At 65.7% G+C, this 13,591-nt stretch carries 7 protein-coding genes; 4 read left to right on the top strand and 3 right to left on the bottom strand.

Features of this window, described 5'->3' with window-relative positions:
• Nucleotides 1–131 precede the first annotated feature (131 nt).
• Together ACVW1B_RS33020 and ACVW1B_RS33025 are read right to left on the bottom strand one after the other, a co-directional pair.
• On the bottom strand, nucleotides 132–7,649 hold the full coding sequence (locus tag ACVW1B_RS33020; protein WP_309145004.1) for an Ig-like domain-containing protein: 7,518 nt from the start codon (nucleotides 7,647–7,649) through the stop codon (nucleotides 132–134).
• A gap of 190 nt (nucleotides 7,650–7,839) precedes the next feature.
• Nucleotides 7,840–8,139: a hypothetical protein gene (locus ACVW1B_RS33025; RefSeq protein ID WP_253606125.1), complete on the bottom strand. Its 300-nt coding sequence runs from the start codon at nucleotides 8,137–8,139 to the stop codon at nucleotides 7,840–7,842.
• On the opposite strand from ACVW1B_RS33025, the gene ACVW1B_RS33030 reads away from it, so the two are divergent.
• The 3 genes from ACVW1B_RS33030 (at nucleotide 8,127) to ACVW1B_RS33040 (ending at nucleotide 12,061) form a co-directional block, all read left to right on the top strand.
• Complete coding sequence (locus tag ACVW1B_RS33030; RefSeq protein ID WP_253606123.1) at nucleotides 8,127–8,873, top strand: thermonuclease family protein; 747 nt, start codon at nucleotides 8,127–8,129, stop codon at nucleotides 8,871–8,873. The two genes, ACVW1B_RS33025 and ACVW1B_RS33030, sit on opposite strands and share 13 nt — an antisense overlap.
• A gap of 72 nt (nucleotides 8,874–8,945) precedes the next feature.
• The gene (locus tag ACVW1B_RS33035; protein ID WP_253606121.1) at nucleotides 8,946–10,439 is read left to right on the top strand and encodes a M48 family metalloprotease; all 1,494 of its coding nucleotides are present in this window, start codon (nucleotides 8,946–8,948) and stop codon (nucleotides 10,437–10,439) included.
• 377 nt (nucleotides 10,440–10,816) lie between these two features.
• Nucleotides 10,817–12,061 carry an IS4 family transposase gene (locus ACVW1B_RS33040; protein ID WP_456794172.1) on the top strand — a complete coding sequence of 415 codons (1,245 nt, stop codon included), beginning with the start codon at nucleotides 10,817–10,819 and terminating at the stop codon, nucleotides 12,059–12,061.
• A gap of 42 nt (nucleotides 12,062–12,103) precedes the next feature.
• On the opposite strand, the gene ACVW1B_RS33045 is transcribed toward ACVW1B_RS33040, so the two are convergent.
• Nucleotides 12,104–12,505, bottom strand: coding sequence for a c-type cytochrome (locus ACVW1B_RS33045; RefSeq protein WP_253606119.1), 402 nt, complete (start codon nucleotides 12,503–12,505; stop codon nucleotides 12,104–12,106).
• A 192-nt stretch (nucleotides 12,506–12,697) separates the two neighbouring features.
• Between ACVW1B_RS33045 and ACVW1B_RS33050 the strand changes: the two genes are divergently transcribed.
• Entirely contained in the window at nucleotides 12,698–13,507 is an 810-nt protein-coding gene (locus tag ACVW1B_RS33050) for a transporter (RefSeq protein WP_253606117.1), read from the top strand.
• Nucleotides 13,508–13,591: the final 84 nt, after the last annotated feature.

Raw genomic sequence — 13,591 nt, forward strand, 5'->3', positions numbered from 1 at the left:
CGTTCCATCAGGTCCGTTTCGAGGGCCGGATCATGCCGCATGGCCTGTACTGCAGCAAGCCGCAGCGGCAGCAATCTGTTTTCCGCTAAGCGGAATGAAGCGCCGCGCCGGAGCTTCCGGCTGCGCTGCGATCAGAGATGAAAGTCGGGAACGGTCTGATGGGGCGTTCCCGCCGGCAGGCCGAGGAACAGATACTGCATGCCATAATGTCCGGCGAATGCCGATGCCGTTGCATCCATGATGATGCGACCGCCGAGATCCAGATGCAATTCCGGCCGGGTAATGGCGCCGAGTGTGTAGGCCGGCACGATGGTCTCGTTGATATGCAGGGCGTCGAACACGGCGGACACCGCCGAAAGCGAGGCCGCATTGCCGGCTAGGTCGACGACATCGGCGCCATTGGCGGCGAAGCCGGTCACCGCCAGCGAGCCGGCCCGATCCGTCGACGACACGATGTGATCGAATACCAGCTTCGAGGAATCGCCGAGCAACGCCGTTGCCGCAGCGTCGTAGATTGCGGTGCCGCCATCGTTCAGCGTCAGGCTCGGCGTGCCGCCATTGACGTGAACCGCCTCGTTGAACCCGACCGTCAGTTGCACCAGCGAACCCGGCGCCGCGACGCCGCCGGAGGGCGTCGCCGTGATCCCGGTGAAATGGGGCGCCGTGGTGTCGAGGGTGAACGTCAGGCTCGACGACGCGCTGACATTGCCGGCGGCGTCGACCTCCTGCACCGTGACGGAGTGCATACCATCAGTCGTAAAGACCGGCGCCGCCGTGGAGAAGCCCGACGCGCCGTCGGCCTTGTAGCGCAGCGTGTCGGCCGCATCGAACTTGGTGTAATCGATCAGCGGATTGCTGGTGATGTGGTCGGCGCTGGAGACGCCGGTGTCGCGGTGCAGTGCCAGCGTCGGCGCCGATGGCGCCTTGGTGTCGCCGGTGAAGCTGACCGCATTGCTCGCTCCGCCGGCATTGCCGGCGATGTCGGTGTAGCTCGCCCCGGCAACCGAAAGGTCAGCCGACAGATGGTCGGTGACATCGGCCGTGAAGGTCGCGGTGTAGATATCGTGGCCTGCGCCATTGATGCCGACATGGACGAGGCTGCCCAGCAGGCCGCCATGGACGGTGACGTCGCCGAGTCCGAAACCGGCGACCGCCTCGGAGAAGGTGAACGTCATCAGCGCGGTGTCGCCGGCGTGCAGCAGGGTATGATCGGCCGCCACCGATACCGTCGGCGGATGCGTGTCGCCACCGATCGCCGCGGTATTGCTCGCCGCGCCGGTATTGCCTGATACGTCGGCATAGCTTGCGGCGGTGACCCGGACCGAGCCCGCCACGACGTCGTTGATATCAGGCGTGAAGATCGCGGTGTAGACGTCCTGGCCTGAACCATTGAGCCCGACATGGACCAGATTGGTCACCGTGCCGCCGGCGACGGCCGTGTCGCCGAGCGCAAAGCCCGCGATCTCTTCGGAGAAGGTGAAGGTGACGGCCGAAGTCTGGCCGGAAAGCACCGTGCTCGGGCTCACCGCAACCGACACGGTCGGGGCCCTGGTATCGCCGGTGAAATTGATGGCGTTGCTGGCCGCGCCGCTATTACCGGCGACGTCGGTGTAACCAGACGCGGTGACCTGTACCGAACCGGCTTCAGTGTTGCTTTCGTCCGGCGTGAAAATTGCGGTGTAGACGTCCTCGCCCGATGCGTTGACGCCGAGATGGACCAGATTGCCCAACGCCCCGCCATGCACCGTGACGTCACCGAGCGCGAAGCTCGCGATTTGTTCGGAGAACGTGAACGTCACCAGCGCGGTCTGGCCCGCCAGCAGCGCGTTACGGTCAGCTACGATCGACACCGTCGGCGCCAGCGTATCGCCGCCGATCGTCGCGGTGTTGCTTGCCGCGCCGGCATTGCCGGCCACATCGCTGTAACCGGACGCATTCACCTTCACCGAGCCGGTCTCGGTGTCGCTGACATCGGGCGTGAAGGTCGCGGTGTAGACGTCCTGCCCAGCGCCATCGAGCCCGACATGCACGAGATTGCTCAGCGCGCCGCCATGGACGGTGATGTCGCCAAGGGCGAAGCCCGACACGGTCTCCGAGAAGGTGAAGGTCGCGACGGAGAGGTCGCCGGCCAGCACCGTGTCGGGATTGAGCGTGACGGAGACCGTCGGCGCCAGCGTGTCACCGGTGAAGTTGATGGCGTTGCTGGCGGCGCCGGCGTTGCCGGCCGTATCGCTATAGCTCGATGCATTGACCTGCACCGAGCCAGCCTCGGCGTTGGTGACGTCGGGCGTGAAGGTCGCGGTGTAGATGTCCTGGCCGGCGCCGTTGACGCCGACATGGACAAGGCTGCCCAGCGCGCCGCCGCTGACGCTGACATCGCCGAGCGCGAAGCCCGCGACGGCCTCGGAGAAGGCGAAGGTCACGACCGCGGTCTGGCCGGCGAGCAGCGTGCCATGGTCAGCTGAAACCGACACGGTCGGCGCCTTGGTGTCGCCGCTGAAGCTGATCGTGTTGCTCGACGAGCCGGAATTGCCGGCAACGTCGCTATAGCTCGACGCATTGACCTGCACCGAGCCTGCCTCGGTGTTGGTCACATCGGGCGTGAAGGTCGCGGTGTAGACGTCGTGGCCGGAGCCATCGACGCCGACATGGGTGAGATTGCCTAGCGTACCGCCCTGGACGGCGACATCACCCAATCCAAAGCCGCTGACGGCCTCGGAGAAGGTGAACGTGACAACCGCGCTATCGCCGGCAACCAGCGTGGTGTGATCGGCTGCAACCGCCACCGTCGGCGCCTTGGTATCACCGGTGAAGCTGATCGCGCTGCTTGCCGCGCCGGCGTTTCCGGCGCTGTCGGTATAGCTTGACGCGTTGACCTGCACCGAGCCCGCCTCGGCGTTGGTCACGTCGGGTGTGAAGGTTGCCGTGTAGATGTCCTGGTGCGCGGCGTTGACGCCGACATGCACGAGGTTGCTCAGCGCGCCGCCGCTCACCGTCGTGTCCGTCAACGCGAAGCCGGTGACCGCCTCGGAGAAGGTGAAGGTGACGGTCGAGGTCTGCCCGGCCAGCAGCGCGGTCGAACTCGCCGCAACCGACACGGTCGGCGCGATCGCGTCGATCACGAGATGCAAATCGGTCGCCGCATGGGTCACGTCGGCGTCCTGGCCGCCGGGATCCCTGATCGTGCCGCCGTTGAGCGAGAGGCTCTGCACCTGCAGATCAGACGTGCTGTCACCGTCCTGCACCGTGTAGCTGAACACCAGCGCCTGCGAGCCGCTGCCGCTGAGATAGGTCGCGGCCTTGCCGTCATTGAGCAGCAATTCGGGCGCGCCGGTCACGCTCACCGTATTGCTGAAGTTGACGGTGATGGTCACGACCTTGCCGGCGTTCAGCGTCGTGAGATGATCGGTGGTGTCAGCCGTGACCGAGGCGATGCTCGCCTGTGACCGGATCTCGAGATGCGGAGAGGCCGAGCCGTCGGAACCAAGAAGCAGCGAGCCGGCCGAGGCGCCGGCGCCAAAGCTCAGGTTCAGCGAGGCGAGCGTCGTGCCGCTGCCGCTCTTCACCAGCAACACGCCGTTCGCATAAGACAGCGTCGCCGTGGTGTCATAGGCGATGTTGCCGAAGTCGATGGTGTCGCCGCCGGAAAGGCCGGTGATCGACGTGCCAAACGAGGTGCCGGAGAATGCCGCAGCATCGAGCACGAGTTTTTCGGTGCTGCCGTCGGTGAAGGCGATCGCGCCGGTTCCCGCCGCACCGCTCGCCGCCAGCTCGAGGATCGAGCCCTTGATGACGGTGCCGCCGGAATAGGTGTTGTGCGCCGACAGCACAAGCCGCCCGCCGCCGGTCACCTCGACATCACCAGGCGTCGCGCCGTCGGAGATCACGCCGCTCTGGGTAACGGTTTCGCCGGCCGCGACATTGAAGACCGGATCGCCCGCGACGGTGATGTTGCGGGTCTGCGTGAAGCCGTCGGTGAAGCTGATGCCGGTGCCGTCGCCCAGCTTCAGCACATTGGTGACCGCGCCGAGATTCACGTTGGCGGAGATCGACACCCTTGTGCCGGCGCCGCTGACCGTGGTGTTGCCGGTGTAGGTGTTGTTGCCGCCGAGGATGACGGTGCCGCCGCCGCTGATGGCGAGGCCCCCAATGCCCGCATTGGCACCGGTGCCGCCATTGCCGCTCTGGTCCGCGATGTCGTTGGCAACCGTCAGCGTCTGGCCGCTGGCCGGCGTGAAGCTGAGATTGTTGTTGCCCTGGATGAAGATGCCGGAGCCGAAACCCGAGCCGCTGGCCTGGCCGATGCCATTGGTGCCGCCCTTGACGGCGCTGAAGCCGGAATCGTTCGACAGCGAGCCGCTCTTGATGGTCAGCGAGCCGCCTTGCTGGACGAAGACGTCGCCGCCCGCGCCAAGGCCGCCACCGCCGCCGGGCGCGCCGTTGCCGTTGGTGCCGCCATTGCCGCCGCCAAAGCCGCCGACACCGCCGATGCCACCGCCGCCACCGAAGCCGCCGTCGCCATTGTAGCCGCCGCCACCGCCGAAGCCGCCGTTGCCGCCATCGCCGCCGCCACCACCGAAGCCGCCATTGCCGCCATCGGCCCCGTTGCCGCCGCCGACACCGCCACCCGGACCATAGGGTGCGCGGACGCCGCTGCCGATCCACCCCGCCGCGCCACCGCCTCCACCGTTGGCGCCGCCTGCTCCGCCATACCAGTAAAGCTCGGTCCCGCCCCCGATCGAGACCAGGTAACCGTCGCTCCCTTTGCCGCCCCCAGCGGTGTTGGGGACAATGCCCGGTGAACCGTTTCTGAAGAGATCATCATCCGCGCCCTGAGCGCCGAGGCCGATCCCCCCGCCGCCGCTGCTTCCGCCGCGTCCGCCCATCCCGCCGCCGCCGCCGAAGCCGTAGCCGGAGCTGATACTGCCAGTGCCGCCGGCACCGCCGTTGCCGCCGATCGCGGCGCTGTTGTGGAAGGTGACGTTGTCGATGGTGGCGCTGCCGTTCGACGAGACGAACAGCGCGCCGCCGAGCCCGGCGCCGCCACCGCCGCCGCCGCGAACGACACCGCCGCCTGCGGCCACCGTGTTCTGGATGGTCAGGTTCTCGAGATTGACGTTGCCCGCATAGACGAAGAAGCCGCGCTGGGCGTTGAGGCCGTCGATCGTATGCGTGCCGCCGTGGCCGTCGCTGCCATTGATCGTGACGCTCGATCCGCTCAAGAGATTGAGCGCGTACAGCTCCGACGTCAGGCTGAAGTTCGCAGTGATGTTGATTGTGTAGTTGGCATTCGGCGCGGCGTTCTGCCCGCCGGAATCCATCTGCAGGATGGCCGCATTGAGCTCGGCGACGTTGGAGACGTTGAAGACGCGGGTCGAGACGACCTGCACGATCGTTCCGCCGTTGGCATCCTGCGAGAGCTGAAAACTGGTCCCGGCGCCGACGCCGGCAAGGGTCAGCGTATCGGTCGTGGTGCCGTTCGAGATCGAGAGCGTGTTGCCGGACAGGCTGACCGTGTTGAGCGACGGATTCTGGGTGTTGTACTGCAGCCCGGTCAGGTCGATGAGCTGGCCGGGATTGAAGTTCGCGATCGTGTTGGCGAACGCATTGCCGCTCAGCGCGGCGTTGTCGATCTTCAGCGTGCCGGCGATGCCGGTCGTGAACGAGATGTTGCCGGTTCCGGCGGCGCCGGCCGCGGTGAGCCACACCGTGCCCGAATAGATCGTCGTGCTTCCGTAGGTATTGGCGGCATGGCCAAGCACGAGCGTACCGCCGCCATCGACGCCGAGATTGCCGCTGCCGGTGACGAGGGCCGTGTCGGACACGGTCTTGCCGTTCGCGATCGACAGGATCGAATTGCCGGTGACCGAGAGCGTGTCGTCGAAAGTGCCGCTCGATGTCAGCGACAGATGCGCGCTGCTCAGACCGAACGTCCCGGTCAGCCCCGCGAGCTGACCCATCCCGAGCTGCAACGTGCCGGCGCCGGACAGCATGAACGTACCGGAGCCGCTGATCGAGCCGGTGTCCGCGATCGTGCCGGACGATATGTCGAAGGTGCCGCCATTGGCGGTGAGCTGAATATCGTGCGTGAAAGTGTAGCCGCCGGTCGTGGTCAGCGTGCCGCCGTTGAGGATCAGCGCACCGGCCGAACCGCCGATGTTGTTGTCGGCCGTGATCGAGAGAGTGTTGCCGGCATCGATCTGCGTACCGCCGACATAGGTGCTCGCACCCGTCAACGTCAGCGTACCGCCGCCGGAGACGACCAGCTTGCCAGTGGTGCCGCTGCCGCTGATGCCCCGCTCATCGGCGATGCTGTCGCCGATCGTCAGCGTGGTGACGGTCTGCAATCCCTCGAAGACCGTGGAAACGGCGTGCGTCGGCGTGACCACCATCGTGCCCTGGATGAAGATGTCGCCATAGGCGGAGCCGTTGCCGGCACCGTTGGCGCCGGTGCCGCCGGTCTCGGTGGCATCCATCAAGGTGCCGCCGATGACGGTCAGCGTTCCGCCTTGCTGAACGAAGATGTCGCCGCCGGCGCCAAGGCCCCCGCCTCCGCCGCCGGCGAGCGAGCCGCTGCCCGCGCCAAAGCCGCCGGTGCCGGGCGTGCCGTTCGAACCGCCGCCTCCGCCGCCGAAACCGCCATTGCCGCCGGTGTGCGCGTATCCGCTGCCGTTGCCGGAGCCGCCGCCACCGCCGGCGAAACCACCATTGCCGCCGCCATAAATGCCGCCGCCGCCACCGCCGCCCATGCCGCCGGCGCCGCCGAAGCCGATCAGGATGCCCGAGGGGCCGCCGCCCACCGAGTTGGCGCCGCCGATACCGCCGCCGCCACCACCGACACCGCCGCCACCACCGCCGCCGCTCGCGCCACCGCCGGCATGTGCGCCGTAGCCTGAGCCGCCGTAATTGTCGGCGCCCTGTCCGCCGCCCGCCGCACCTTCGATCGTCGCCGGCGTGCCGCCCGCGGTCTGCGCCCCGGTCGAGGGATGCTGGCTGTCGGAGCCCGCCTCGCTGTAACCGCTGCCGCCATTGCCGTGATAGCCGTAATAGTCCTGGCCGCCGAAGCCGCCGCCACCACCGCCGCCACCATTGCCGCTGCCGCCGTCGGCACCGATGCCGCCGCCACCGCCGCCGCCACCGGCCGGATCGACCACGCCGCCATCGCCGCCCTTGGCCGTGTTGCTGCCGAAATTGACGTTGTTCAGCGTGACGTTGGCGTTCTGTCCGACGAACAAGCCGCCGCCAAGACCCGCGCCGCCGCCGCCACCGCCGACCCCGCCATTGCCGCCGCTCGCAACCGCGTTGACGATCGTGAGGTTCTTGAACGTCACCGTGCCTGATGTGACGACGAAGCCTTGGTAGCCGCGCGCGTCGATGACGTCGCTATAGTCCTGTCCGCCGAGCTGATTGTTGTAGTCGGAGTTGCCGTCGAAGGTCAGCGTTGAGCCGTTCATCAGATTGATGGCCGGCAGATCGTCCAGCAATTGCAGCGTGCGCGCGCCGGACGAGAGCGAGAAGTTGATGACGTAATCGGTGTTGGCCGCAGCCAGACCACCGCCGACGCTGATCGCCGAGATCGCGTTGTAGAGCTGGAGATAATCGTGGAGCGGATCGCTGGTCGTCAGCGTCAGAACAACGGGATTCGACACAAGGACCTCGGCAATATGCGTGAGCGACCGCAACCGGTCGCCTTTCAAAAAATTGCCGAATAGTTACCTTGCGCCGCAAGTCATTGGCAACAATAACGAATTCTCATTCCGCGCACGGAGTTGCGATCATGAATGGGTAAGGTTGACGCGTGTGAGGGCCGCTCGACGCACGATCGGACGGCAATTTTCGTCACGACAAGGCGCGCTGAAGACGAGTTCGTCCCGCGACAGGCACGCATTGATGTGAAACACGAATCTCGCCTGTGCACGCGATGAGAAGCGCCGCAGAAAAATTGACCACCGAATCAACGATGGCATCCTCGATGCGATCTCGCTTCGCTTGTGGTGGCTCTGAAGCGATCTTTCCGTCAGACTGTCCTTGTTGGCGACCACGCTCCGAGCGGAGCGCGCCGAAGTGACGAGTGCCGTATGACGCCTCCACGCGATAGAGCATGGCGTCGCCGTCCGTGGGCGGTGATGATGACAGCATGCGTCCTCGCGATCGGCGCGTGCAGCGGACGCGCCGAAGCGGATGGATGCAATTTCGAGATTCAGGGTGAGGGTCGCGTCGCCGCCATCGTCGATGCGCGCAGCCTGCGGCTGGACGACGGCCGTGAGGTCAAGCTCGCCGGTATCGAGGTGGCCGACAAGGCGAAGACCATCGCTGCACTGACGGCGCTGCTGGTCGGCCGCGAGGTGACGTTGCGCGGACAGGATGACACGCCGGACCGCTATGGCCGGCAGCCGGCCTACGCATTCCTCGAAGGCAGTGAGAAGCCCGTGCAAAGCGAGCTGCTGCGCCAGGGCCTCGCTGTGGCGTCATCCGAGGTCGCCGACAAGGACTGTGCTGCGGCGCTGATGGCGGCCGAGGCCGAGGCAAGGGCCGCCCGATCGGGAACCTGGGCCGAGGCCACCGTCATAAAAAACGCCGAAAGCTCCGCCGATATTTTGACCGGGATCGGGCGTTTTACAGTGGTCGAGGGCAGGGTTTTGTCCGTGCGTCAGGCGGGCGCGACGACTTACCTGAATTTCGGTCGAAACTGGACTCAGGACTTTGCCGCGACTATTTCAAGGCGCATAGTCCCTGCGTTCGAGGCGGCCGGGCTTGCGCCCAAGTCTCTGGAAAATCGTAAGATTCGTGTACGAGGCTGGGTGGAAGCACGACGTGGGCCGCGAATCGAACTGCTCCGGGTGGGGCAGCTTGAAGTGCTCGGCGGGAACTAGAGGCCCAAGGGACTCAAGAAACCCAGGGGCCCTGCCCCGGTCTTTTTACGGGACAATTTGTGAGTTTTTGACGTGATTGAGCGCGCAGGACGGCGTGAAGAGGGGACTGGCCGCCGCCTTTTGGCTGCGCCGGCGCTCGTCTGCGCCGCCCTGACGCTGTCGGCCTGCGGCAATGTCGGCCGGTTCGAGCAGGCCGCGCCCACGGCAGCGGCGGCGCCGGTAAAGCCGAACCGCGTGGTGCAGCAGACGCCCACGAGCGAACGCGAGCATGAGCGCATCCTGTCGTCCTATGGCGGCGCCTATGACGACCCGAAGCTCGAGGCCCTGATCAGCAAGACCGTCGAGCGGCTGGTCGCCGCCTCCGAACGGCCCGACCAGGCCTACAAGGTCACCATCCTCAATTCCGGCGCGGTCAACGCCTTCGCGCTGCCGACCGGCCAGCTCTATGTCACGCGCGGCCTGATTGCGCTCGCCAGCGACACCTCCGAGCTGTCCTCGGTGCTGAGCCACGAGATGGCGCATGTGCTGGCCAAGCACGCGGCGATGCGCGAGGACCAGGCCCGCCAGGCGGCGGTGGTGACGCGCGTCGTCACCGACATGAGCACCGATCCCGATCTCACCGCGCTGGCGCTCGCCAAGACCAAGCTGACGATGGCGAGCTTCTCGCGCCAGCAGGAATTCGAGGCCGACGGCATCGGCGTCGGGATCGCCGCCCGCGCGCATTTCGATCCCTACGGCGCGGCGCGCTTCCTGACCGCGATGGAGCGCAATGCTGCGCTCAAGATCGGCAAGACCGCGCTCGATCCGCGCGCGCAGGACTTCACCTCGTCGCATCCGGCAACGCCCGAGCGCATCAACAATGCGCAGACCACCGCACGGCAATACTCGTCGCCCGAGAGCAACGAGCGCGATCGCGAGACCTATCTCGCCGCGATCGACAACATCGTCTATGGCGAGGATCCCAGCGAAGGGTTCGTGCGCGGCCGCCGCTTCCTGCATCCCAAGCTCGGCTTCACCTTCACCGCGCCCGATAATTTCACGCTCGACAACACCGCGCAGGCGGTGATCGGCGTGCGCGAGGGCGGCAGCCAGGCGATGCGCTTCGACGTGGTGCGGGTGCCGGCCGAGCAGTCGCTCGGCGATTACCTGAATTCGGGCTGGATGGAAGGCGTCGAGAAGTCCTCGACCGAGGACCTCAACATCAACGGCTTTCCGGCGGCGTCGGCCACCGCGCATGGCGACCAGTGGCAGTTCAAGGTCTATGCGTTGCGCTTCGGCAGCGACGTCTACCGCTTCATCTTCGCCGCCAAGCAGAAGTCCACCGAGAGCGAGCGTAACGCGCGCGAGACCGTCAACTCGTTCCGCCGCCTGACGCTCGACGAGATCCAGGCCGCGCGCCCGCTGCGCATCAAGGTCATCAACGTGCAGCCCGGCGACACCGTGGAATCGCTGTCGCACCGCATGTCCGGCGTCGACCACCCGTCCGAGCGCTTCCGCGTGCTCAACGGCCTCGACGCCCATGCCCAGGTGAAGCCGCGCGACCGCGTCAAGATCGTGGTGGATTGAGGTTGCGAGGTGTCGCGCTCGCGCCTCACTACCGCTGTCGTCCCGGCGAAGGCCGGGACCCATAACCACAGCTATCGATTGATTGAAAAAAGCTGGGGCCACAGCGCGCCCTAACAACGTATTCCGGTGGTTATGGGTCCCTGCTTCCGCACTAGCGTGTCTACACGGTTTTGGGGCGCGACAGATTGACTCGGTGCAGCAAGAAGTGGCGTCTCTGCAGCATGTTGTATGATTCTCTCACTGGCGCTTTGATTCGAAGGAGCGCCAGCGATGCAGCCGGATTTGTCTTTGGGTGAGTTCGGGGACGTTCGTCTCGACAAAAGGGGGCGACGCTTCTCCGGGCTATGCTTTGCACGCGCAGCGTCTGCTTGCGCCAGATGGCCCGGGGCGATTGGGCTGCCAATATGGCGTTCTGGCGGTTTGTGAACAACCCCCAAGTCACGATCGATAAATTGATTGAGGGCTGGAGCGCGCAGACGCGGACTGCGGTCAGCGGGCGTCATGTGCTGGCGATCCAGGATACGAGCGAGGTCAAGTTCCAGACCCAGGCGGGACGGCGGCGCGGGCTGGGCAAAGTCGGCAAGGGCAATGCTCGCGGCGTGCTGTTGCATGCGATGATGGCGGTGGATGCCGACAGCGGGGTCTGTCTTGGCCTTACTGGCGGCAACGTTTGGACGCGCAAAGGCAAGGTAAAAATCCCGCATGAGCGGCGCGCCTTGGCCGACAAGGAGTCGGCGCGCTGGGTGACGGCCGCCGAGCAAGGCCGCGACGTCCTGGCAGATGCCCGCATGATCACCGTCGTCAACGACCGCGAGGGGGATTTCTTTGCTCACTGGGCGCTGACGCCAGCTGAGAATGTCCATCTTCTGTCGCGTGCCATGCACGACCATGCGCTGGTCGATGGCGACACACTTTATCAGGCGGTCGAGCGGAGCCGCTTCTGCGACAACGCGGTGATCGATCTGCCGCAGCGAATGGATCGGCGCGGCCGGCAGGCCCATCTCTCGATGCGCTTCGGAACCGTCGTGCTCAAGCGGCCGCAGAGGCCCGGCGTCACCGACTTGGCGGAGGGCATCAAACTCAGCTTCGTAGAAGTGGTCGAGTTGCATCCGCCGAGAGGTGCGGAGCCCATTCGCTGGCTGCTCCTGACCACTCATCCGGTCGCCACCGTTAAAGACGCCTGGCAGATCGTCTCCTGGTACCGCCAGCGCTGGATCATTGAGCAACTCTTTCGCTCGCTGAAGAGCCAGGGTTTGCGCATCGAGGATAGTCAGATCGAGAGCGCCGAAGGCCTGATCAAGCTCGTGGCGGTCGCCACCAGAGCGGCATGTATCGTCATTCAACTCGTTCAGGCCCGCAACAGTGGCGAAGAATTGCCGGCTGAATTTGTCTTCACCGCAGAAGAGATCGAGACGCTCAGGGCCATCAACAAAACCATGAAAGGTCGCACCGAGCTTCAGAAAAACCACCATCGCCCCAACACTCTTGCTTGGGCGGCATGGATCATCGCAAAACTCGGCGGATGGACCGGCTACGCCTCCCACCGTCCACCTGGACCAATCACCTTCCACACCGGAATGGCCCGCTTCCAAATCCTCGCAAATGGCCCGACAAACGCGTAGATGCACTAGTGCTTCCGCAGGGACGACATGAGAGATAGCCCGCTACTTCGCCTTCTCCTTGAGGAAGGCAATGATGTCGGCGCGATCCTTCGGATCCTGAACCTCGTAGAACATCTTGGTGCCCGGAACCATCGTGTCCGGACCGGTGAGCCATTTGTCGAGATTCTCCTCGGTCCACACGATCTTCGAGTTCTTCAGCGCCGGCGAGTAGTCGTAGCCTGCGACGGAGCCGGCTAGGCGGCCGACGACACCCTTGTGCATCGGGCCGACGTCGTTCTTGTCGATCGAGTGGCAATCGCCGCAGCCCTGGTACAGCGTGGCGCCGCGCGCCGCATCTCCCGCGGCACGGGCGCTGTTCAGGGCGAGCAGAATCGCGATGGCCGCCATCGCGGCAATTCTGGCTTGCCGCGGCGCCAGCACGCCTGCGATCGAACGAATGGTCATTCCCGGGGCTCTCCTGTTTGCCACCACAACAGGAGCAGCCATGCTGCCATTCTATTCCCTAAAATGTCGCGCGCTCGCGCCGCCGACGACTGACGAAGATTTTTGAGCCAACCGGGAATTTCCCCGCGCGCCGCCGATCTCTATCGAAAGCTGCCACCTCCGCAGCGGCGCCGGGCTATTGGAGCATCCCCAGTGTTTCAGAATCGGTTCGGCGCCGTCGCTCGACTTGCCGAACTCGGGTGCGTGCTTGCTGCGCTCACACTCGCAGCAGCCACCGCCGCGCGCGCGGACGGCTGTCCCAAGCCGAGCGACGAAATCGCGACCGACCGGCCCGACGTCACCAATTCGAGTATCGTCGTGCCGGTCGGGAGCTTGCAGAACGAGAACGGCATCAACCTGACCGGCCGCAGCAGTGGCCGCAGCATCGACGGCAGCAATAGCCGCTGGCGGCTCGGGATTGCGCCCTGCCTCGAAGTGCTGGTCGACCTGCCGAGCTATGTCGGCACCGTGAAATCGCCCGGCGCCTCGGGCTTTTCCGACGTCGCGCCGGGGATCAAATGGCAGATCAGTCCGCTGCCGGGGAAGCTCGACCTCTCGATCACGGCCGGCGTCGCGCTGCCGACGGGCGCTGCCGAGATCGCCGGGCGCGGCGCGCAGCCCTATCTCCAACTGCCATGGTCATGGGCGCTGCATGACGGCTGGGGCGTCAGCGGCATGTTCACGGAATTCTTCCGCCCTGCCGAGCTGACCGGCCGGCACATGTCGGAAGCGACCTTCGTGATCGAGAAGAAGCTGACCGAGCGGATCAGCGTGTTCACCGAATATGTCGGCGACTATCCCGACGGCACGCGGCCGACTCAGCTCATCAACTCCGGCGGCCTGTACCAGATCACGCCGACCCAGCAGGTCGACTTCCATGTCGCGTTCGGACTCAACCGCAACTCACCGAACTACATCGTCGGCCTGGGCTACTCGTTCCGCGTCGACGGATTGTTCCGCTAGCCCACCTCCCCTTGAAAAGGGGAGGTCGCTTTGCTCGCCAGAGCAAAGCGGGTGGGGATCTGCTCTCTCCGCTTGCAGCGGAGC

Source organism: Bradyrhizobium sp. USDA 4502, from assembly GCF_054063355.1.

What these genes read in the sequence shown, in the direction of transcription:
- ACVW1B_RS33030 (WP_253606123.1), top strand. Translation starts at nt 8,127, where the DNA reads ATGATGACAGCATGCGTCCTCGCGATCGGCGCGTGCAGCGGACGCGCC.
- ACVW1B_RS33025 (WP_253606125.1), bottom strand. Translation starts at nt 8,139, where the DNA reads ATGCTGTCATCATCACCGCCCACGGACGGCGACGCCATGCTCTATCGC.
- ACVW1B_RS33040 (WP_456794172.1), top strand. Translation starts at nt 10,817, where the DNA reads ATGGCCCGGGGCGATTGGGCTGCCAATATGGCGTTCTGGCGGTTTGTG.
- ACVW1B_RS33045 (WP_253606119.1), bottom strand. Translation starts at nt 12,505, where the DNA reads ATGACCATTCGTTCGATCGCAGGCGTGCTGGCGCCGCGGCAAGCCAGA.